We start from the raw sequence: 19203 nt of genomic DNA, 5'->3' as shown, positions 1-19203 counted from the left end.
AGCGGTGAGATCGCACAGTTGCCGCCCTATCCAAACGCCTCCTGCAACGCGTCTATGGGCTAAGACCATCTTTGGTTGTAGATTGAGGGAACGGTTAACGGCGAATCCGGTAGACAGGCAGGCAAGCGGGGTTCGGGCAATGACGGGCGGACGATGGAGGCTGAAGCACCTGGCTGCGCTGCTCGGAGCGCTTGTGCTTGCGGCCGTCGCCACCACTGAACCGCAGGCCGCCTCCCGCGTTTGCCGTCAACTGGAAGCCGAGCTTGCTTCTTCATCGAATGGCGGCGGCAATTCCAGCATGGTGCGGAAGTATGACAAGGCCATCTCCCGCCAGTTCGAACAGCTATCAAAGGTGCGCGGTCGTGCGAGCGATGCGAATTGCGGGTTTTCGCTGTTTTCGCGCAATGTCAGCCAATGTGCCGCGCTGAACAGCAGCATCGATCGCATGAACGCCAATCTCGATGCGTTGCAAGCCAAGCGCGCCCAGCTTGCCGGCGGCGGCTCGCGGCGCGACCACGGCCGCATCCTGGCCGCGCTCGACGCCAATGGCTGCCGCGACGAGCCCGCGCCGCGCCTGCGGGAGCCGCTGCAAGAAGCCAGCCGCGAACCGGATGACGGCAATTTGTTCGACCAGCTTTTCGGCGGCAGCCGGCAGATTGACACGCTCGACCAGCCCGACGATCCCGGCGAGGAGCGCAATGTGCGCCGGGTGCTCAATCAGCCCGGCGTGCCGGATTTCCCGACGGTCGGCGGCGAGTTCCATACGAGCTGCGTGCGCACCTGCGACGGCTATTTCTTCCCGATGTCGAACTCGGCTTCGCTCGGCGATTTCGAGCGCGACCAGAAGAACTGCGAATCGAGCTGCCCCGGCACCGAAATGCAGGTGTTCTATTCGCGCGGCATGGAAGACGATTCGGCCAACATGACGTCGTCGGTGACCGGCAGGCCCTACAGCGAGTTGCCGACCGCCTATCTCTACAAACAGCCCAACATGTCGCGGCCGCTGGCTTGTGGCTGCAATGCGCAGGCCGGAAATTTCGAGATCATCGGCGGCAACCCGCCACCGCCCGAGCAATCGCAGCCTGATACCGAGACAACGCCATTCATTCCGGTGCCGGCGGCCAAACCCGATCCGGGCGCGGATCCGGAGACGCTGGCGAACGTACAAGGCGGGCTCGACCGCGCCGCCATCAAGCGCCTTGCCGTCAAGCCGGTGGTGTCGCCGGTGTCGCTGATCCCGCCGGACCAGCGCAAGGTCAGGGTCGTCGGGCCAGCGTTCCTTCCCGACCCAGCAGCGGCAATAGATCTGCAAGCTCCGGCCCGGAAGCAAGTCCGGTAAGGGCCAACCTGAGCGGCATGAACAGCGCCTTGCCCTTGCGGCCGCTGGCTTCCCTGATCCTGGCCGTCCAGTCTTTCCAGACCGCGCCGGTCCACGGCTCTTCCGGCAGCAGGTCGAAGGCCTGCTGCAGGAAGTCGCGATCCTCGTCGGAAAATTCCGGCGCCGGCTGCGGGCCGTCGGCAAGGATACGCCACCAGCCGACCGCGTCGCTCAGCCGGTCGAGATTGCCGCGCACCGCCAGCCAGAACGGCTCGGCCTTGTCGCCGGAGATGCCGAGCACGATCAGCCGGTCCCGCGCCTCGGAAAAAGGCATGTGGTGCATGAGCGCACGATTTAGCACGAACAGCTCGTCCGGGTCGAATTTGGCCGCCGATTTCGACGTGGCGGCGGGATCGAAGCGCGCGGCCAGTGCCGGCATGTCATGCACCGCCGCGACATTTTCCGAGGTGCCGACAAGGACGGCCAGCGAAGCCACAGCCATCGGCTCGATGCCCTCCTCGCGCAGGCTTTCGATCGACAGCGCACCGCTGCGCTTCGACAGGCCCTCGCCCGAGGCCGTGGTCAAGAGATTGTGGTGGCCGAAGACAGGCGGCTCGGCGCCTAGCGCTTTGAACAACGCGATCTGCACGCCGGTGTTGGTGACGTGGTCGTCGCCGCGGATAACATGACTGACCCCCATCTCGACGTCGTCGACGACCGATGGCAGCGTGTAGAGATAAGTGCCGTCCTCGCGCCGCAGCACCGGATCGGACAGTGAGGCCAGATCGACGGTTTCCTCGCCGCGCACCAGATCGTTCCAGTGCACTTCGGTGCGTTCGGGCTGCAGCGGATCGCTGGTGAAGTTGGGCAGCAGAAAGCGCCAGTGCGGCCGGCGGCCATCGGAGCGGTATTCGGCGATCTGCTGCTGCGAAAGCGCCAGCGCCTCGCGGCCATAGACCGGCGGCAGGCCGCGCGTGCGGCGCACCTTGCGGCGCAGGTCCAGTTCTTCGGGGGTCTCGTAGCAGGGATAGACAACGCCGGCTCTCTGCAGCCGCTCCACCGCCGCGTCGTAAGTTTCGAAGCGCCGCGACTGGTATTCGGTGGCGTCGGGAAAAATCCCCAGCCAGTGCAGGTCGTAGAGGATGGCGTCGGAAAATTCCTGCCTCGAGCGGGCAATGTCTGTGTCGTCGAAGCGCTGGATGAAACGGCCCTTGTTGTTCATGGCAAACAGCCAGTTGAACAAGGCGGTGCGGGCATTGCCGATATGAATGCGGCCGGTTGGTGAGGGGGCAAAACGGACGGTAACTGTCATGGGCGGGGCGTAACGGATGCTCTTGGAATTGACAAGACGCGCCCCCGCGCGACGCCAAAGACATAATGCACGCTAGCTAAAATGAAAAGGCTGTGAGCCAGAATCCGGCCGGGCCTGTCTCGGGTGAACCGCTCACCAGCGGTCCACGCCGGCAGAATCGGGCTTTCCTCAGCCGCTTTTTGTCCCCGTTATCCACATATGTGACACACAAGATGTTGGGGTCACAAAAGCTACGCAAACGAATCCTTGACGACGCAAACCGAGTCGCCTTTTATGTGCCATGTGCTCTTGTTGAGGGCGCGACCGGAGAGTTTCGAGCCCGGTCATTTCCCCGGATTTGTGCGTTTTGGCCATGATTTCCGCCTGTTTACGAGGCTGGCGGAAGCGTTGGATCGTGGGGGCTTCGGGAGCGAAAAGGGAGATTTGTCGGACTGGAATAAATTGTCTGTTAACACTATATTTAGTGTTTGCAGGCAGGTTCGACGCTAGATAGTGTGAATTTCCCTCGGTCGAGGGAATCGAGGAAAAATTCAGTTTTGAGGGACCCGCAGGGTTCGGCGCAGAGTTGGAACAGCGGCTTCGTAAGAAGCTCGACCAGCAAGGCGACGAAGACTGCCACAAGGAGAGCCGGTGTTTTCGAACGCCGGCAGACGGCAGACATGCGCGTTTCGCATTGGGGGCAGAAATCCCCGGGGAAAAGCGCTATATATAGACAAAAGGGACCGGACCAATGCGCATCGAGCGTCGTTTCACCAAGCCAGGCCAATCAGCTTACGCGGAGATCGAATTCCGCAAGGCGCTTTCGGAGATCAAGAATCCGGACGGCTCGGTGGTGTTCCGCTTGGACAATATCGATGTGCCGGCGCAGTTCTCGCAGGTTGCCGCCGACATCCTGGCGCAGAAGTATTTCCGCAAGGCCGGCGTGCCCGCGCGCCTGAAGAAGGTCGAGGAGAACGACGTCCCCTCCTTCCTGTGGCGCTCCGTCGCCGACGAGGCCGAGCTTGCCAAGCTGCCGGAAGCCGAGCGCTACGGTTCCGAAATCGACGCCCGCCAGGTCTTCGACCGGCTGGCCGGCACCTGGACCTATTGGGGCTACAAGGGCGGCTACTTCAAGTCGGAAGAAGACGCGAGCGCCTTCCGCGACGAACTCGCCTATATGCTCGCCACCCAGCGCGTTGCGCCGAACTCGCCGCAATGGTTCAATACCGGCCTGCACTGGGCCTACGGCATCGATGGTCCGAGCCAGGGCCACTATTATGTCGACCCGTTTACCGGCAAGCTGACCAAGTCGAAGTCCTCCTACGAGCATCCGCAGCCGCATGCCTGCTTCATCCAGGGCGTGCAGGACGATCTCGTCAACGAAGGCGGCATCATGGACCTGTGGGTGCGTGAAGCGCGTCTGTTCAAATATGGCTCGGGCACCGGCTCCAATTTCTCGATGCTGCGCGGCGAAGGCGAAAAGCTGTCGGGCGGCGGCCGTTCGTCCGGCCTGATGAGCTTCCTCAAGATCGGCGACCGCGCGGCGGGCGCCATCAAGTCGGGCGGCACCACGCGTCGTGCGGCCAAGATGGTCATTGTCGACGCCGACCATCCCGATATCGAGGAATTCATCGACTGGAAGGTCAATGAAGAGCAGAAGGTGGCGTCGCTGGTCACCGGCTCCAAGATCGTGAAAAAACATCTCGAAGCGATCATGAAGGCCTGCATCAACTGCGAAGGCCATGATGACGACTGCTTCGACCCGTCGATCAACACCGCGCTGAAGCGCGAGATCAAGGCGGCCAAGAAGTCGGCGGTGCCGGAGAACTACATCTACCGCGTCATCCAGTTCGCCAAGCAGGGCTACACCTCGATGTCGTTCAAGACCTACGACACCGACTGGGATTCGGACGCCTACCTCACCGTCTCCGGCCAGAACTCCAACAATTCGGTGTCGCTGAAGGACAATTTCCTGCGCGCCGTCGAGGACGACGCCGATTGGCACCTCACCGCCCGCAAGGACGGCAAGGTCTTGAAGACGCTCAAGGCTCGCGACCTCTGGGAAAAGATCGGCTACGCCGCCTGGGCGTCGGCCGACCCGGGCCTGCATTTCAACACGACGATGAACGACTGGCATACCTGCGCTTCGGCCGGTGCGATCCGGGCCTCCAACCCGTGCTCGGAATACATGTTCCTCGACGACACGGCCTGCAACCTCGCCTCGATCAACCTTTTGCCCTACCGCAATGCCGATGGCACGATCGACATCGCCGCCTATGAGCACACGGTGCGGCTGTGGACCGTCGTCCTCGAAATCTCGGTGATGATGGCGCAGTTCCCGTCGAAGGAGATCGCCAAGCAGTCCTACGAGTACCGCACGCTCGGCCTCGGCTATGCCAACATTGGAGGCCTGCTGATGACGTCTGGCATTCCCTATGATTCCGACGAGGGCCGCGCCATCTGCGCCGCACTCACCGCCATCATGACCGGCATTGCCTATGCCACTTCGGCCGAGATGGCCGGCGAGCTCGGCGCCTTCGCCGATTACGACCGCAATGCGCAGAACATGCTGCGCGTCATGCGCAACCATCGCCGTGCCGCCTATGGCGAGAAACAGGGCTACGAGAAGCTCGCCGTCAATCCGGTGCCGCTGGTCGCGTCCGACCTGAAGCAGCAGGAATTGGCCACGCACGCCAAGGCTGCCTGGGACCGCGCCATCGAACTCGGCGAGGAGCATGGCTACCGCAACGCGCAGGCGACCGTGATTGCGCCGACCGGCACGATCGGTCTCGTCATGGATTGCGATACCACCGGCATCGAGCCCGACTTCGCCTTGGTGAAGTTCAAGAAGCTCGCCGGCGGCGGCTATTTCAAGATCATCAACCGCGCCGTGCCGGAAGCGCTGCGCACGCTGGGCTATTCAGAAAGCCAGATCGCCGAGATCGAGGCCTATGCGGTCGGTCACGGCAACATGAACCAGGCGCCGGCGGTCAACCCCGGCTCGCTCAAGGCGAAGGGTTTTACTGACGACAAGATCGCGGCGCTCAATGCAGCACTGAAGTCGGCCTTCGACATCAAGTTCGTCTTCAACCAGTGGACGCTCGGCGCCGACTGGGTGAAGGAGACGTTCGGCTTCACCGATGAGCAGCTCAACGACTTCTCGTTCGAGATGCTGCCGGCGCTCGGCTTCTCCAGGAAGGACATCGAAGCCGCCAACATCCATGTCTGCGGTGCGATGACGCTGGAAGGCGCGCCCTTCCTCAAGGCCGAGCATCTCGCGGTGTTCGACTGCGCCAGCCCGTGCGGCAAGATCGGCAAGCGCTCGCTGTCCATCAACAGCCACATCCAGATGATGGCGGCGGCACAGCCCTTCATCTCCGGCGCCATCTCCAAGACCATCAACATGCCCAACGATGCGACGGTGGAAGACGCCAAGGGCGCTTACATGCTGTCGTGGAAGCTGGCGCTGAAGGCCAACGCGCTCTACCGCGACGGCTCGAAGCTGTCGCAGCCGCTGAATTCGTCGCTGCTCGCCGACAGCGAGGACGACGAGGACGACGCGGTCGAGCAGCTGATCGCGGCGCCCGCTTCACAGCGCGCCGTGCAAGTGACCGAGAAGATCGTCGAACGCGTCATCGAACGCCTCTACCGCGATCGTGAAAAACTGCCGAACCGCCGCAAGGGATACACCCAGAAGGCAGTCGTCGGCGGCCACAAGGTCTACCTACGCACCGGCGAATTCGATGACGGCCGCATCGGCGAGATCTTCATCGACATGCACAAGGAAGGCGCTGCTTTCCGGGCGATGATGAACAACTTCGCCATCGCCATTTCGCTCGGCTTGCAATACGGCGTGCCGCTCGAGGAATTCGTCGAGGCCTTCACCTTCACCAAGTTCGAGCCGGCCGGCATGGTGCAGGGCAACGACGCGATCAAGAATGCGACGTCGATCCTAGACTATGTGTTCCGCGAGCTCGCTGTGTCCTACCTGGGCCGCCACGACCTCGCCCATGTCGACCAGTCGGATTTCGACAAGACGGCGCTCGGACGCGGCATCAACGAAGGCAAGGCGACGCCGTTCTCGAAGGGCCTTACCCGCGGCGCCTCGCCGGTCAAGTTGGTGTCTGGCTTAGGTGGCGAACCCAAGGGTTTTGCCGGATCGCCTGCCGCGGCCCCTGCCCGGGTCACTCCAACTGCGTTCTCAGGCTCCAACGTGTTGGCGCTTAAACCAGCAAGCGACGAAGCCATCGCCTACAAGCGCGACTATGAGGAGCGAGCCAAGGAATTGGTCGAAGATATTGTTTCCGAGGAGGCAGCCGACCCCACCGGTTTGTTCACCGACGAAGCAGCGAAAGAAGCGGCCGAGGCAAAGGCGCTTGCCTCCACGCGGCGTCAGCAATCCTTGATGCAAGGCTACACCGGCAACGAATGCTCGGAATGCCACAACTTCACCATGGTGCGGAACGGCACCTGCGAGAAGTGCGATACTTGTGGTTCGACGAGCGGGTGCAGCTGACACGAACGAACCTCTCTGCCGCCAACGCGGCAGAGAGGTTTTTTTTGAGGGAGAGTTTCACCTACAGGTGAAAAAGATAGGGAAACATAAAGATGGTCGAAAAAACTCTGACGGCATTTGGGTCCGCATGCCGGGAAATCAGAATGGCACGAAGGTTGCGGATGATTGATCAAGCAAAGGAGTTCAAGTGTTCGCCGTCATTTATCTCCGCTGTCGAGACTGGGGGAAAACAAGTTCCAGAGGGGTACGTAGAAAACTTTGGAAACTGGTTGAAATTGGACATCGTTACGAGAAAGCACCTACAGGCCCTCGCAGATGCCCGCATTAACGTTATTCGCTTTACGCCAATAAACAAAGAACGCGCAGCTCTTGCTAGAAGGTTATTTAGGAAGATCAACAAGATGTCCCCAGACGAGATACGAAAACTGGACGCAGAACTCCCAGGAGATGACAGATGAGTCATGACTATTGCGTATCCGCCAAGAGTCGCGCTGAGATCGAGATATTAGCAGCGGCATGGCGCCAAGCACTTCGCATAGGCACTACTTGCCAAGCACCTGATATGGTTAGTGTCCTTGAAAATGAAATGCCCCGGCTTTTTGGCGATTTCGCACTAGTTGTCAAAGATGACCACCTGATGGACGGAGCGGAAGGGTATACCGAATTTGATCCGCCTTGCGTTGTCTTGTCAGCCACAACGTATCAATCCGCGGCGAACTTTGAAGGCCGCGGCAGGTGGACTGTGGCCCATGAGCTAGGGCATTTGGTTCTTCACAAATCGGCCGTTCCCCTTGATCGAGCCCCTAGGCGATATTCTCAGATGAAAGAGTTGCCTGCGTACGCGAGCGCAGAATGGCAAGCTAACGCGTTTGCCGCCGGTTTTCTTATGCCGGAGACTCTAATTCGTGACTTCACCGACGTTCTGGAAATCATGCCGTTCTTTGCTGTGAGTAGGACAGCCGCCGAGAAACGCCTCCAAAATCTTGGCATCTCAGAGCCACATATAATTCCGCATCAGGTCAAGACGGCAATTACAGGAATGCAAAGCAAAGCCGCAGAAATACCAAAGCCGGCTCGTTAGAGCCGGCTTTGGATACCGCGAACAGGCCGGAGCCTACGCGGGGCGACGAGATCGAAATCCCATCTCCTCTAGCAAGGTTATCATATGGGGAGTCGGTTCTCGGAGTCGAGGTAGCTCTGGCAACACAGAGGAAAGATACCCAAATGCCCACCAATGAACGTAAGACTTTCGACATTGGACGAAGCTCAAAGAGCGGCCAATTCATTTCTGTGAAAGAAGCCGAGCGCCGCCCGAACACGACCACAGTCGAGCGTGTCCCCAAGCCCGGCTACGGGGACACCAAGAACGAACCGCCGCGCAAGAAGTAACATTGATAGGCGAAGTTTGCCGGCCGCGTCACCGCGGCCGGCAAGCCGTTTGAGGAAATTGCGCCAGGCGCCTCAAGCAGTCCGGTTTGAAGGAGTGACTATATGCGTTACGCGGTGGTGATTGAAAAAGCAGGCAACAATTTCTCTGCCTATGTGCCGGACCTACCCGGCTGCATCGCAACTGGTGCTACCGTGCCAGAAGTAGAAATTCAAATTCGCGACGCTATACGCTTTCACATCGAGGGCTTGCGTGCCGATGGGCTGGAGGTGCCCAAAGGAATCAGTCTCGCGGAATACGTAGAGGCATAAGCGGTAACCTTGAGGACAACCTCCTACAACACCCTTAGCGTCTGCTCATCAAACAGCGGCTCGTCCTGCCCCGCCCGAACGAACAGCACCCTCCGCCCCGCCGGCACCTCGAAATACTGGATGCCGTCAGGCATTTCGCCCCAGTTGCCGCAGGGCGGTTCGGGAACCTCGTCATTGGCGAGCGCCTTCAACTCCTTCGCGTAGGCGGCGTCGGGGCTGAATGTGTAGCGTTTGACGCCGGTGGGCACGGTGCCCTCGGTGTAGGGCGTCAGCACGCAGCGGGCGCTGACTGATTTGTCGGTCTTTTCCAGCAACAGTCGCAGCACTGCGGCCTCTGCGGTTTCGCCGGATTGAATGTCGAACACCTCGACCAGCGGATCGGGCGTGCCGCCATCGCTGTATTTGATGGCGAGCGCATTGCCGGCGAACTCGAAATGGATCTGGCGGAAGCCGAAATCGCAGCGCTGCGCCCAAGCGGCCAGCCCAACCGTCTTGTCGGCCAGTTTTTCCCAGACGCATTTGTCGATCGGCGGGCGCGACGGCGACGGCTCGTCCGCATAAGCAGCGGCTGATATCGCCGCGGCGGCAAACAGCACGCAAATCCAGACAATCGATCTCATGGCGCTATTCATCGCTGCATCCTGTCAATGTGAAGGCGTCCCACGCCGAGCCGTCCGGATTGGCATTGGCGAAAACGGCAAATTCGGTGAAGCCCGCGCCGAAATCGGGCAGCAACAGCCCTTTCGGCGCCGGTGTCGCTTCGCGCGAATTCAGCTGCTCGGCGCCGCCTCCGGTCAAGGCATAGACCTGGCCCATCCATATCCGGCACATCCCGCTGCCGTCCTCCAGCCCCGCTTCGCGGTCGTCGTCGGTGCAGGCATGGCGGATGGTGCCGAGCGGAAACGAATTTTTGCCATTGGTCCAGGTGATGTCGGCCGGCAAGCGCGTGTCGGTGTTGGGGACGGTCACCGAAAACACTTCGGCCGTCAGTGCCGCCGGTTCATTGTCGAGCGGCCGGAATTGCAACACCGCGCCCGAACGCGGCTCGCGATAGGTGGCGTGGCTTAGCAGACACTCTCTTGCGCTCGCTGCCTGCACGGCGCCGAGCAGAGCCAGGCAAACGACGGCCAGCCTGCGAACGATCATTGGATGTCTCGTCATGAAAGTGGCGCCTCAGATAAAACCGACCAGCCAAGCCGCGCCGCCCAAAAACGCGGCCGAACAGACCCACAGCAGCCAAAGCCCGCGCACCCTGCATTCGAGCACTGCCGAGGCGGGGTTGGCTGGGTCGTAATGCACGTCGACCTTGCCGCCCTCGGCATAGCTGCGCGCCTGGCCGCTGACGAGGCCGGGCATTGAAGCGGTGACCGTGGCGCCGAAGGTGACGCGGTCTGAGGTGTAGTGCTGGCCTGCGACGCCGTAGCTGTACACGATGCGGGATTTGAAGACGGTGCTCCAGCGTCGATGGCTGCTGTAGTTTCGCAGCGTCTGCAGGCCCGAGGAGTCAATGCGGCCGGGGGCGACCGGCCATTTTGCCGCCTGCTCGGCAAGCGACTTCTGGACGAAGGCCATGCGCAGGATCATCAGGCCCATGAACAGCAGCAGCGCTCCGGCGCCGAGGTTCTGCGGCTTGGGCAGGTGCGGCCGGATCGCCTCCAGCACGCCACCGAGCGAAAACACCAGCACCACCGTGCCGATCACCAGCCCGGCCGAGAGCTTGACCATGAACTTGAAGGCGCCGTCCGGCAGGGTGCGTTCGATCACGGCCTTGCCCGGATCGGCCGGATTGTAGAAGACGGTCACTTCAGCGCCGGTGGGAAACTGCGCCAAGGTTTCGGTGACTTCGAAATTCCCCAGATTCTCCTTCACGCTGTAGCGCGAGCTTTGAAATTTCTTTTTACCGACCTTGTATTCGAAGGTGACCGCCGGAAAATTGCGCATCTCGGTGGTGTCGCTGCTGTCCGAGCCGACGCCCGACCTTCTGACTTCGCGCGCCTCGACGCGCGACGAGATGATCTTGCCCGGCGCCGGCAGCCAGTGGCTCATCGCCTGCACCTCGCGCCATTTGACGAAGGTGATGAACGACAGACCGCCCGCGATCGCGCAGGCAAATCCGACAATCAGAAATTTGAGCTCTACGTCCACCGCGTCCCCCAGGAGTGCCGGAAGCTGCAAATAGATAGCACGGCGAAGGCAATGTCTTGATTATTCGCAAAGGACGAACCGCCCTTCCTCGGGTATCGAAGCCCCCTCAACTTTGTTAAGAGTCGCCCAAACTGTTAGGAGCCATGAGACCAGGATGACAGCACTGCGCGTTCTCTCGGATGCCTTCATTCCGGAACTCCCGAACCACTACAAAGGCAAGGTCCGCGAGAATTACGATCTGCCGGATGGCCGCCGCATCATCATCGCCACCGACCGGCTGAGCGCCTTCGATGTGATCCTGACCGCAATACCGCTCAAGGGAGAGCTGCTGACGCAGACGGCGCGCTACTGGTTCGAGGAAACGGCGGACATCTGCCCCAACCATGTGCTCGATTATCCCGACCCCAATGTCGTCGTCGGCACCAGGCTCGACATTCTGCCGGTGGAAATCGTCGTTCGCGACTATCTCGCCGGCACCACCAGCACTTCGGTGCTGACGAAATACAAGAACGGCGAACGCGATATGTACGGCATCCGCCTGCCGGACGGACTGCGCGACAATGAGAAGCTGCCGCAGGCCATCATCACGCCGACCAGCAAGGCGCTCGATGGCGGTCATGACGAGCCCTTGACGCGCGACGAGATCCTGACGCGCGGCCTGTTATCGGAAGAGCAATGGGACACAGTCTCGCGCTATGCGCTGGCGCTGTTTGCGCGCGGCAAAGCGTTGGCCGCCAAGCGCGGCCTGATCCTGGTCGACACCAAATACGAGTTCGGCACGGACAAGGATGGCGCCATCATCCTTGCCGATGAAATCCATACGCCCGACTCAAGCCGCTACTGGCTTGCGGCAAGCTATGAAGAGCGTTTCAAGGCGGGCGAGCGGCCGCAAAGTTTCGACAAGGACTTTATTCGCGCCTGGGTGACCGCGCGCTGCGATCCCTACAAGGATCGTATTCCGAAAATCCCCGCCGAGCTCATCGAGCAGACATCGCGGGTTTACACGCAGGCCTTTGAGACCATCACCGGCAAGACCTTCACCGCCGATATCTCGGGAAAGACGGTGCTGGACCGCATTCGCGAGAACCTGCGACCTTATTTCTGACGGCGGCTGGCGGCCGCCGGTCAACTTGCCGAGGTCGCGGACGCGGACGGTTCTGGCGGAGCGCGCCACGTGCCGAGATATGATCCGCACAGGATGAGCGCGAAGGCCGCGACAATGCCGATATCGAGCGGCTCCGAAAGGACGAGCACGCCGGCTGCCACGGAGACGGCGGGCGCCACATAGGTGATGACGACCGCCCGTTCGGGGCCGATCTCCCGCACCAGCAGGAAGTAGGTGGCGAAGGCAATCGCCGTGCAAAACACGCCAAGACCGAGGATTGCGCCAACCACCGTTGTCGACGGCATGGCCGCCGGCCAGGCCAACGCCGCCGGCACAGCGTAGATCAGCGCGGCCCCTGCCAGACAGACTGCCGTCAGCGAGGTTGCCGGCACATCGTTCAGCCAGCGCGACGCGATGATCGAACCCGAGGCATAGCAGGCCGCGGCCATGAGAATCTCGACGACCGCGAGAAATCCGCCACCCAAGGTCGGCAGCGCCAGCACGAAAACACCGGCAAAACCGAGGAAAAGGCCGGTCCAGCGGCGTATCCCCAGCCGCTCATCCGAGCCCATCAGCTTTGAGAGCGCGACGGTTACGGCCGGCGTCATGGCAATCAGCAGTCCGGCGGTGGAACTGTCGATGCTGACTTCGCCATGGGTGATCAGCCCCCATGGCAGGATCATCTCAACCAGACAGAATGCGGCGACCGCCCGCCAATGTGTCTTCAGCCATCCGAAACTGCGCTGGACAAGGACGAAGGGCAGCAGCGCCAGGGCGCCGACGGCTGTTCGGACAAAGACCAGGAAGGGCACCGACACCTCGGCAACCGCCAGCTTGATCAACAAATAGGGAATGCCCCACAGGAGGCTGAGCAGCACGAACAAAAACAGTCCGCGGCGCGTCATGACGGCCTCACAGCCAGAAAGGTGGTCCACTCTTCGCGATCGCGGCCGACGTTGAATTCGTCTCCGACAAGGACCAGCCCGGCGTTTTCGAGTCGGGCCGCGAAGTCGTCCCTGCGCCAGTAGACCGTATGATATTGGCCGCTCTTCTCGCCATCGCCAATGCGCATCGAGACGAGTAAGGCGCCGCCCGGCCGCAGCGACCCGGCAATCTTGGCAAGCACCTGGTCGGCCTGCTCGCGCGGCACGTGGATCAGGACGCACAATGCGAGCACCGCGTCGTAGGGGCCGCCGAGATCGTCGGTGATGAGATCGAGAAACTCACCATGCTTGCCGCGTGCGGCCTGCAACTCGAGAAACCGCTTCGTTGCGTCTGTGCGCCGAACCTGGACACCGAGCCCTTCGACGAAGTCCGCATCGTATCCGGGTCCCGAACCGACTTCCAGAATCCGGCCACCTTTGCCGGCGATCTTCACCAGGCGCTTCAGCCATTTCTGTTCTCTTTGGTTCGGAACGTGCCGCACCAGAGCGTCGTAGCGTTCGGCATAGTCCTCATAGGCGTTGATCGTTTCGCGGCTCTTCGCCAGATCCTCGGATGGCACAGTCATCTTTCCCTCCCCTGGTCAAAGAGCTTGCTTAGCCAATGGTGCCGGGAGGCACGCGTCCGTCAAGCATACCGATATCCCTGAGGAAATGATCCGACAGCGAGCGGCGGTCGAGCAGGCCGCGCTTGCGAGGCCTGAACGGCGCGGTGAAGAGGTCGAGCACCGGGCGGCGAAGCGTGTTGTAGAGAGCGATGGTGGTGGTCATTGCCGTATCCTCAGGTTTTTGATCCGATGAATGCAGCATGCCGTTTTCCGGGCTTGGTTTCCAATCGAACGTCGCGTAGTATGCATCAGCGGGATTGATGCGTCATGAGCTGGGAACTACCACCATTAGGAGCCATCAGGGTCTTTGAAGCCGCGGCCCGGCTGGGCAGTTTCACCAAGGCAGCCGAAGAACTCGGCATGACCCAATCAGCTGCCAGCTATCAGATAAAGGTGCTGGAAGAACGTGCCGGAACGCCGCTTTTCATAAGAAAAACAAGGCAGATCGCGCTGACCGAGGCCGGACAGCAGCTGGCGCCGCACGCAACAGGCGCGTTCTCGACCCTGGCCGACGCATGGGTCGCGACCAAGGGTGGAGCGACCGGCGTGCTGTCGGTGACGACCATGGAAACCTTCGCATCGAACTGGCTGGCCGTATGGCTTGGAACATTCCAGCTGATGCATCCCGACCTTGCCGTGAAGGTGAATACATCGCACGGGCTGGTCGATTTCACGCGCGGCGACATGGATGTCGGCATTCGCACCGGCAGTGGAAATTGGCCGGGCCTGACGGCTCACTATCTGTTCAAGGCGGACTATACGCCGATGCTCAGCCCGAGACTCGCCGAAAGCGTCGGCGGCATCCACCGCCCCGAGGATCTCTACCAAGTGCCGCTATGCTGTTCCGACGATCCCTGGTGGGAAATCTGGTTCAAGGCTGCCGGCGTGCCGTTCGAGCCCGATCGCGTCATCGCTGGCCCGAAACTGGGTACGCAGGCCTATGATGCGATGGCGGCGCTGACTGACAAGGGCGCCGCGATCCTGACCAAAAACCTTTACAGCGCCCTGTTGGAAAAGGGCCAGTTGATACAGCCATTCGACGTGCTTGGATCGGACGGCGACGGCTATTGGCTGGTGCATCTGGAGAGCCGCCGCAACGCGCCCAAAATCAAGGTGTTTCGCGACTGGGTGCTGGCGCAGACGGCTGAGATACGCGAACGCGAAAAGCGCGACAGCCCTCTAGGCACCGCGATAAAACTCGCCCCCGCCTCAACCCTCAGTCCTTGAAGGTCAACCCGTATTTTGCAACCTGTTCCTTCGGCATATCCGCAAGCGCCTGGCGCGTGGTGTAGCCGCCGTAGATCACCTTGCCGTTCTTGACCATCCAGTCCTCGACGTCGGCCTCGGTCACCGTCATCCTGTCGCCCATCTTGTACTTGTTGCCATTGACCGGCACGTCAGCAAGCAGGCCGATATAGGAGCCGTCGCTGTAGCCGACCAGCTGCAGCCAGATATGCTCGGTGGCGCCGTTCTGGGTCAGCGGGAATTTCACCGTGTAGGTGCCGGGCGTGCCAGCGTCCATCAGTTCGTGGAAGCGCTTGAGGGTCGAGCGGCCGCTGTCCTTGGCGGCCTGCATCGCCTTGTCCTCCGTGGAATAGGACACGACGTTCTGCTTCGACTCGGCCAGCGAAGTGCCACTTCCGCCCGGCATGTGGCCGAGCGAACTGAAAAACCCGTAGCCGACAGCGGCGGCAACAGCGACAGCCACAACTGGATTGCGCATGGACCCCTCCGAAACCCGATCACGGGCACGTTACTGGAAGGCTGTTGCCATACCGCTAAAGGACAGAGTGAGCGGATCGTTAGCGAGACGCTGAAAATTCAACCCAAGGCGCAGCGGCAGGCGGCGCAGGCGCACCGACACCGGCCTGAGTTCAATCGGCGTCGGCGACGGTCGTCTGCCCGCCTGCCCATGCCCGCCAGGCGCGCTCGTCGCCATGGAAGACGTTGAGGTCGATGCGGCCGGTCACGCCGTGCGACAGGCCGGAGCCGGAGTACTGCCAGAATAGCCATTTGCGGCCGGGATAGACTTTTGAGGGATGCCGCGCCACGGCGCGCAGCCAGAACGGATAATCGAGAAACGCACCCTTGAGATTGTCGCGATAGAAATCCGGTGCGGTGTAGATGATGGGCCGCTGGCCGTAATGGCGCTCCAGCTTGTCCATGAACACCTTCATCTTTTCCAGCACAGTGGCCCGCGACGGCCGCCGCTTGCAGGAAGATTCGCCGTTCCACTCGACATCGATTACCGGTGGCAGCGCGCCTTCGACCCTCGGCACATTGCGGATGAACCAGTCGGCCTGCTCGCCCGCGGTGCGGCACCAGTAGAAGAAGTGATAGGCGCCGCGCTTTAGCCCGGCGGCATCGGCATTGCGCCAGTTCTTCATGAACATCGGGTCGAGATGGTCGCCGCCATCGGTCGCCTTGATGTAGGCGAAGTTGGCGCCCTGGGCGCGCAGCTTGCCCCAGTTGACATTGCCCTGCCAGCGCGAGACGTCGACGCCGTGGACGGCAAGGTAGCGTGGCGAAGCCTTGCCGAAATTGATCGGCTTGGCGTCGCGAAAACCGTAGCGGGTGACCGGCGAGGCCAGCATGGCCGGCGCAGCGCGCGTCAACCGCTTCGGCGCAGACATCAGAGCGGTGGGCTCGAGCTGTGGTCTGGTGCTCCCCTGCGGCGTGCCCGCGACGATGGCCTCTTCTTCCTCGACCATGGAGAAGGGCGGCGCATTGTCGGCCACAGCGTTGTCGGCCACCATGTCGGACCGCATCGGCGCGAGGTCGGCGGTCTCCGCCGGAGCCGCTGTGACCGGCGCGCTCGGACGCACGACCGAACTGGTCGTCTCGTTCGACGGCTGCAAGCCATCGACGCCCGCTGTGGACGAACAGCCGGCAAGCCACAGCGATGCCAACATGAAACTGACGACGCCTGAAATCCGCATCTGGACCTGTACGCAAAACACAACAGACCGAAGGCAAACAGACGCCGCCGGACAAACCGGCCTCGATTACTAACGAGAAATTACCAATAAAGTTTGAATCAAGTTGTTAGGAATTGGCCGGGGTATGTTCGGCGGCCATAACCTACCTTCGTCATTCTAGGGCGAAGCAGTCGCGAAGCGACGTCGGGCAGACCCTGGAATCCATGCCGTTGCATCCATGGCATGAAGACGGTTCAAGATTGAGTTTGGGCGAAACGGGTCGAGCAAGGAAGCCATTCTCGACCGCGACATACTTCGGCCGACGTCACGGCGTGGATCCTCGGGTCAAGCCCGAGGACGACGAAGGATCATAAACTTACCTTCCCAGCCATTGCTGCAAACAAGTCTTGGCCACCACATGCGCCGGCGGCACCGATGGTTCGTCGGCGGCCGGGCGGCGGGCACGTTCGAGCAGCAGGCGAACCTGTTCGGGGCGCACGCGGTCACGCTCCATCACGAGGAGGACCATCGGATCGCTCAAAAGCTCGTCCAGGGTGCTGATTCTGTCGCTCATCGGTCGTCTCCTCGATACCGGCCCGCAGACGATAGATAGGCAGGCAATCATGGCCCGCCAATGACGCTTTGCCGGCTATGTCGTGGTTTCGGGATTAATTTCCGGTAAGGCCGGCGTCAGTTCGGAGGCGGCGCGCCTTCATGGTGCGGCAGGCCGTCATCGAGCTGCAGCCAGGGCTGCTTCGAGGCGGTCCACATATGCATTTCCGGCTTGAACAGCGAGGGATCGTCGAGCGAGCCGGTGGTGATGCCGACGATGCCGGCGGAGTCGCGTCGGGAAAACAGCGTGGTGCCGCAAGCGGCGCAAAAGCCGCGCTTGAGGTCCGGAGAGGTGTTGACCATCGCCACCTCTCCCTCGACGGTGACATCGTCGATGCGAAACAAAAGGCGGGCGTTGAACGCCGCGCCTATGACCTTCTGGCAGCGTCGGCAGTGGCAGACGCGCTGGTTGAGCGGCGCCGCCTCGGTGCCGTAGCGCACTGCCCCGCAATGGCATCCGCCCTGGTATTTCGTCATCATTCGAACCCATCGCACTGAATGTCTCTTGAAGATATCGACAGGTACCTTTCGGTCAATTGAAAAGCCCTGATGGCGCCATCGATTGCGCTGATACGACCAATGGCTGCGCCAAGGTTTCGGGGTTTCGCAGGCACAAAAAAGCCGGCCGCCTCTTCGAGACGGCCGGCATGTATTTCAGGCAAGCTATTTCGTTTCGCTGAGGACTTCGTCCCAGGTCTTCACCTTGGTTTCGCCATTGAGGAAGGGCAGTGCCGCGGCCGTCAGTTCCGGTGCGAAGAATACGTCGTAATGGGTGCGGTTGGAAATGATGGCCAGCCGGTTCTGCGACAGGTTCTCACGCATCCAGCCGGCATCCTTCAGCCCGCCGCCGAGCATCTGGTAGAACCTGATCTCGTGCTCGGGCTTGTACATGTCGCTGTCGCCATAGGCCAGCATGACCGGCATCTTCAGCTTCGCCACATCGGCGGAATAGTCGTAATCCTTGCGCATGAAATTGCCCAGCGCATCGAGCAGTTTGGGGAAATCGTCGGGACGTGGGGCGACGGCGACGTAGGATTTGTACATCGGCGTGTCCTTCATGAAATCGGCGGCGGCCGCGCTGACCTGCGCCTGCTGGCCGCGCATCTCGTCATAGAAGCCATTGGCGGCGAAGCCGGTCGAGACCAGGACCAGACGTCTCACCGTCTCGGGATGCTGAACGGCCATGCGGAAGGCGACGCCGCCGCCCAGCGAATAGCCAAGCACGTCGACCTTGTCATAGCCGAGCGCCTTGACGATACCAGCCATGTCGTCGCCCATCCCCTCCAGGCTGAAGGGTCGCTCGCCGAGCGCGGTGCGGCCATGGCCCTGCAGGTCGACGGCAATGATGGTGCGGTTTTCCGCCAGCTTCGGCAGCAGCGGCGCGAACATGTCCGACGTGCCAAGGCCGCCATGCAGCAGAAGCAGCGGTTCGCCCTTGCCGTAGACGGCATAGTAGTAATTCAGGCCGTCGATCGGCAGCAAGCCGGACTTTTCCGGCTTCGGCATGGCTGTTGCTCCGGTGGTCATGGCGGGCTTGGTCTCCACTGAATTGGCTGGGCCGGGCGCTGCAAACAAGGCAGCGACCGAGGCAAGAATGGCGAAATAGATTGGTCTGGACATGTCGGTCTCCTCGGGTTCCGCCCCAAGGACGAGCGAGCACGCCGCATGCCGACATGCCCTGCGAAAAAATCCGCGGAAGAATGACCGGTTTGGCTGTTTTCGATCGGGTCGCGCGCCTCAATGGCGCTTGGCCTGCACCAGATAGGCGTCGATCTCGGTCTCGCCGAGCCATTTGGCGGCTTCCAGCCGGTGCAGGCCCTCGACCAGGATGTGGCGCTTGCCGTCATTGCGAACCTGGATCGGCGTCTTCATGCCGTTTTCCAGTATGTCTTCGGCCAGGTGCCGGACCGTTTCGGGATGCAGCGTCTTCTTGCGCGCCGTCGGCACGTAGATGTCATCGACCTTGACCTTCTGCACTCTCAGCATGCCGGCTCCCGAGGCGGAAAATGCCGCCTCGCCTGAGATAGTCGGTTTGCCGGGTGCGGCCAAGA

General features: G+C 61.4%; 21 protein-coding genes. 8 read left to right on the top strand and 13 right to left on the bottom strand.

What is annotated here, in order from left to right; genetic code table 11:
- Nucleotides 1–139 precede the first annotated feature (139 nt).
- Complete coding sequence (locus tag NKI35_RS16225) at nt 140–1339, top strand: DUF2865 domain-containing protein (protein WP_352740868.1); 1200 nt, start codon at nt 140–142, stop codon at nt 1337–1339.
- On the opposite strand, the gene gltX is transcribed toward NKI35_RS16225, so the two are convergent.
- The gene (gene gltX, locus NKI35_RS16220) at nt 1257–2630 is read right to left on the bottom strand and encodes a glutamate--tRNA ligase (RefSeq protein WP_352740866.1); all 1374 of its coding nucleotides are present in this window, start codon (nt 2628–2630) and stop codon (nt 1257–1259) included. The genes NKI35_RS16225 and gltX overlap by 83 nt on opposite strands.
- Before the next feature lie 730 nt (nt 2631–3360).
- On the opposite strand from gltX, the gene NKI35_RS16215 reads away from it, so the two are divergent.
- From NKI35_RS16215 to NKI35_RS16195, 5 genes are all read left to right on the top strand, one after another.
- On the top strand, nt 3361–7125 hold the full coding sequence (locus NKI35_RS16215) for a vitamin B12-dependent ribonucleotide reductase (protein ID WP_352740864.1): 3765 nt from the start codon (nt 3361–3363) through the stop codon (nt 7123–7125).
- 92 nt (nt 7126–7217) lie between these two features.
- Nucleotides 7218–7583: a hypothetical protein gene (locus NKI35_RS16210; protein WP_156951450.1), complete on the top strand. Its 366-nt coding sequence runs from the start codon at nt 7218–7220 to the stop codon at nt 7581–7583.
- The gene (locus NKI35_RS16205) at nt 7580–8206 is read left to right on the top strand and encodes an ImmA/IrrE family metallo-endopeptidase (RefSeq protein ID WP_352740861.1); all 627 of its coding nucleotides are present in this window, start codon (nt 7580–7582) and stop codon (nt 8204–8206) included. Before NKI35_RS16210 ends, NKI35_RS16205 begins: the two co-directional genes overlap by 4 nt.
- Before the next feature lie 143 nt (nt 8207–8349).
- Complete coding sequence (locus NKI35_RS16200; RefSeq protein WP_352520276.1) at nt 8350–8514, top strand: hypothetical protein; 165 nt, start codon at nt 8350–8352, stop codon at nt 8512–8514.
- Between the two features lie 102 nt (nt 8515–8616).
- Nucleotides 8617–8823: a type II toxin-antitoxin system HicB family antitoxin gene (locus NKI35_RS16195; protein ID WP_352740859.1), complete on the top strand. Its 207-nt coding sequence runs from the start codon at nt 8617–8619 to the stop codon at nt 8821–8823.
- 23 nt (nt 8824–8846) lie between these two features.
- On the opposite strand, the gene NKI35_RS16190 is transcribed toward NKI35_RS16195, so the two are convergent.
- The 3 genes from NKI35_RS16190 to NKI35_RS16180 are packed head-to-tail and all read right to left on the bottom strand — an operon-like array spanning nt 8847 to nt 10968.
- A complete protein-coding gene (locus NKI35_RS16190; RefSeq protein WP_352740857.1) occupies nt 8847–9443 on the bottom strand; it encodes a hypothetical protein in 597 nt (198 codons plus the stop codon).
- Nucleotides 9444–9447: 4 nt separating this feature from the next.
- The gene (locus NKI35_RS16185; RefSeq protein ID WP_352740855.1) at nt 9448–9969 is read right to left on the bottom strand and encodes a hypothetical protein; all 522 of its coding nucleotides are present in this window, start codon (nt 9967–9969) and stop codon (nt 9448–9450) included.
- A 27-nt stretch (nt 9970–9996) separates the two neighbouring features.
- Complete coding sequence (locus tag NKI35_RS16180) at nt 9997–10968, bottom strand: DUF3592 domain-containing protein (protein WP_023700825.1); 972 nt, start codon at nt 10966–10968, stop codon at nt 9997–9999.
- Between the two features lie 163 nt (nt 10969–11131).
- On the opposite strand from NKI35_RS16180, the gene NKI35_RS16175 reads away from it, so the two are divergent.
- A complete protein-coding gene (locus NKI35_RS16175; RefSeq protein WP_023739359.1) occupies nt 11132–12073 on the top strand; it encodes a phosphoribosylaminoimidazolesuccinocarboxamide synthase in 942 nt (313 codons plus the stop codon).
- Between the two features lie 20 nt (nt 12074–12093).
- On the opposite strand, the gene NKI35_RS16170 is transcribed toward NKI35_RS16175, so the two are convergent.
- Genes NKI35_RS16170 through NKI35_RS16160 form a run of 3 tightly spaced genes read right to left on the bottom strand, consistent with a single transcriptional unit; the run spans nt 12094 to nt 13785 of the window.
- On the bottom strand, nt 12094–12978 hold the full coding sequence (locus NKI35_RS16170) for a DMT family transporter (protein ID WP_352740853.1): 885 nt from the start codon (nt 12976–12978) through the stop codon (nt 12094–12096).
- Nucleotides 12975–13583, bottom strand: a complete 609-nt coding sequence (locus NKI35_RS16165; RefSeq protein ID WP_023700828.1) for a class I SAM-dependent DNA methyltransferase — start codon at nt 13581–13583, stop codon at nt 12975–12977. Before NKI35_RS16165 ends, NKI35_RS16170 begins: the two co-directional genes overlap by 4 nt.
- A gap of 28 nt (nt 13584–13611) precedes the next feature.
- On the bottom strand, nt 13612–13785 hold the full coding sequence (locus NKI35_RS16160) for a hypothetical protein (protein WP_023669054.1): 174 nt from the start codon (nt 13783–13785) through the stop codon (nt 13612–13614).
- Nucleotides 13786–13889: 104 nt separating this feature from the next.
- On the opposite strand from NKI35_RS16160, the gene NKI35_RS16155 reads away from it, so the two are divergent.
- The gene (locus NKI35_RS16155) at nt 13890–14849 is read left to right on the top strand and encodes a LysR family transcriptional regulator (RefSeq protein ID WP_352740850.1); all 960 of its coding nucleotides are present in this window, start codon (nt 13890–13892) and stop codon (nt 14847–14849) included.
- Here the strand turns inward: NKI35_RS16155 and NKI35_RS16150 are convergent.
- From NKI35_RS16150 to NKI35_RS16125, 6 genes are all read right to left on the bottom strand, one after another.
- Nucleotides 14839–15345: a DUF2314 domain-containing protein gene (locus tag NKI35_RS16150; RefSeq protein ID WP_352740848.1), complete on the bottom strand. Its 507-nt coding sequence runs from the start codon at nt 15343–15345 to the stop codon at nt 14839–14841. The two genes, NKI35_RS16155 and NKI35_RS16150, sit on opposite strands and share 11 nt — an antisense overlap.
- Before the next feature lie 151 nt (nt 15346–15496).
- Nucleotides 15497–16561 carry a glycoside hydrolase family 25 protein gene (locus NKI35_RS16145; protein WP_352740846.1) on the bottom strand — a complete coding sequence of 355 codons (1065 nt, stop codon included), beginning with the start codon at nt 16559–16561 and terminating at the stop codon, nt 15497–15499.
- Nucleotides 16562–16916: 355 nt separating this feature from the next.
- Nucleotides 16917–17114, bottom strand: coding sequence for a hypothetical protein (locus NKI35_RS16140; RefSeq protein WP_023711466.1), 198 nt, complete (start codon nt 17112–17114; stop codon nt 16917–16919).
- 116 nt (nt 17115–17230) lie between these two features.
- The gene (locus NKI35_RS16135; RefSeq protein ID WP_023669059.1) at nt 17231–17629 is read right to left on the bottom strand and encodes a GFA family protein; all 399 of its coding nucleotides are present in this window, start codon (nt 17627–17629) and stop codon (nt 17231–17233) included.
- Between the two features lie 186 nt (nt 17630–17815).
- Nucleotides 17816–18772 carry an alpha/beta fold hydrolase gene (locus NKI35_RS16130; RefSeq protein WP_352740844.1) on the bottom strand — a complete coding sequence of 319 codons (957 nt, stop codon included), beginning with the start codon at nt 18770–18772 and terminating at the stop codon, nt 17816–17818.
- 117 nt (nt 18773–18889) lie between these two features.
- On the bottom strand, nt 18890–19138 hold the full coding sequence (locus NKI35_RS16125) for a ParB N-terminal domain-containing protein (RefSeq protein WP_023694150.1): 249 nt from the start codon (nt 19136–19138) through the stop codon (nt 18890–18892).
- Nucleotides 19139–19203: the final 65 nt, after the last annotated feature.

The organism is Mesorhizobium sp. M0676 (assembly GCF_040320535.1).
Lineage (GTDB): Bacteria > Pseudomonadota > Alphaproteobacteria > Rhizobiales > Rhizobiaceae > Mesorhizobium.
Note: the sequence above shows the minus strand (reverse complement) of the source record. Positions and strands in the feature narration are given on the sequence as shown.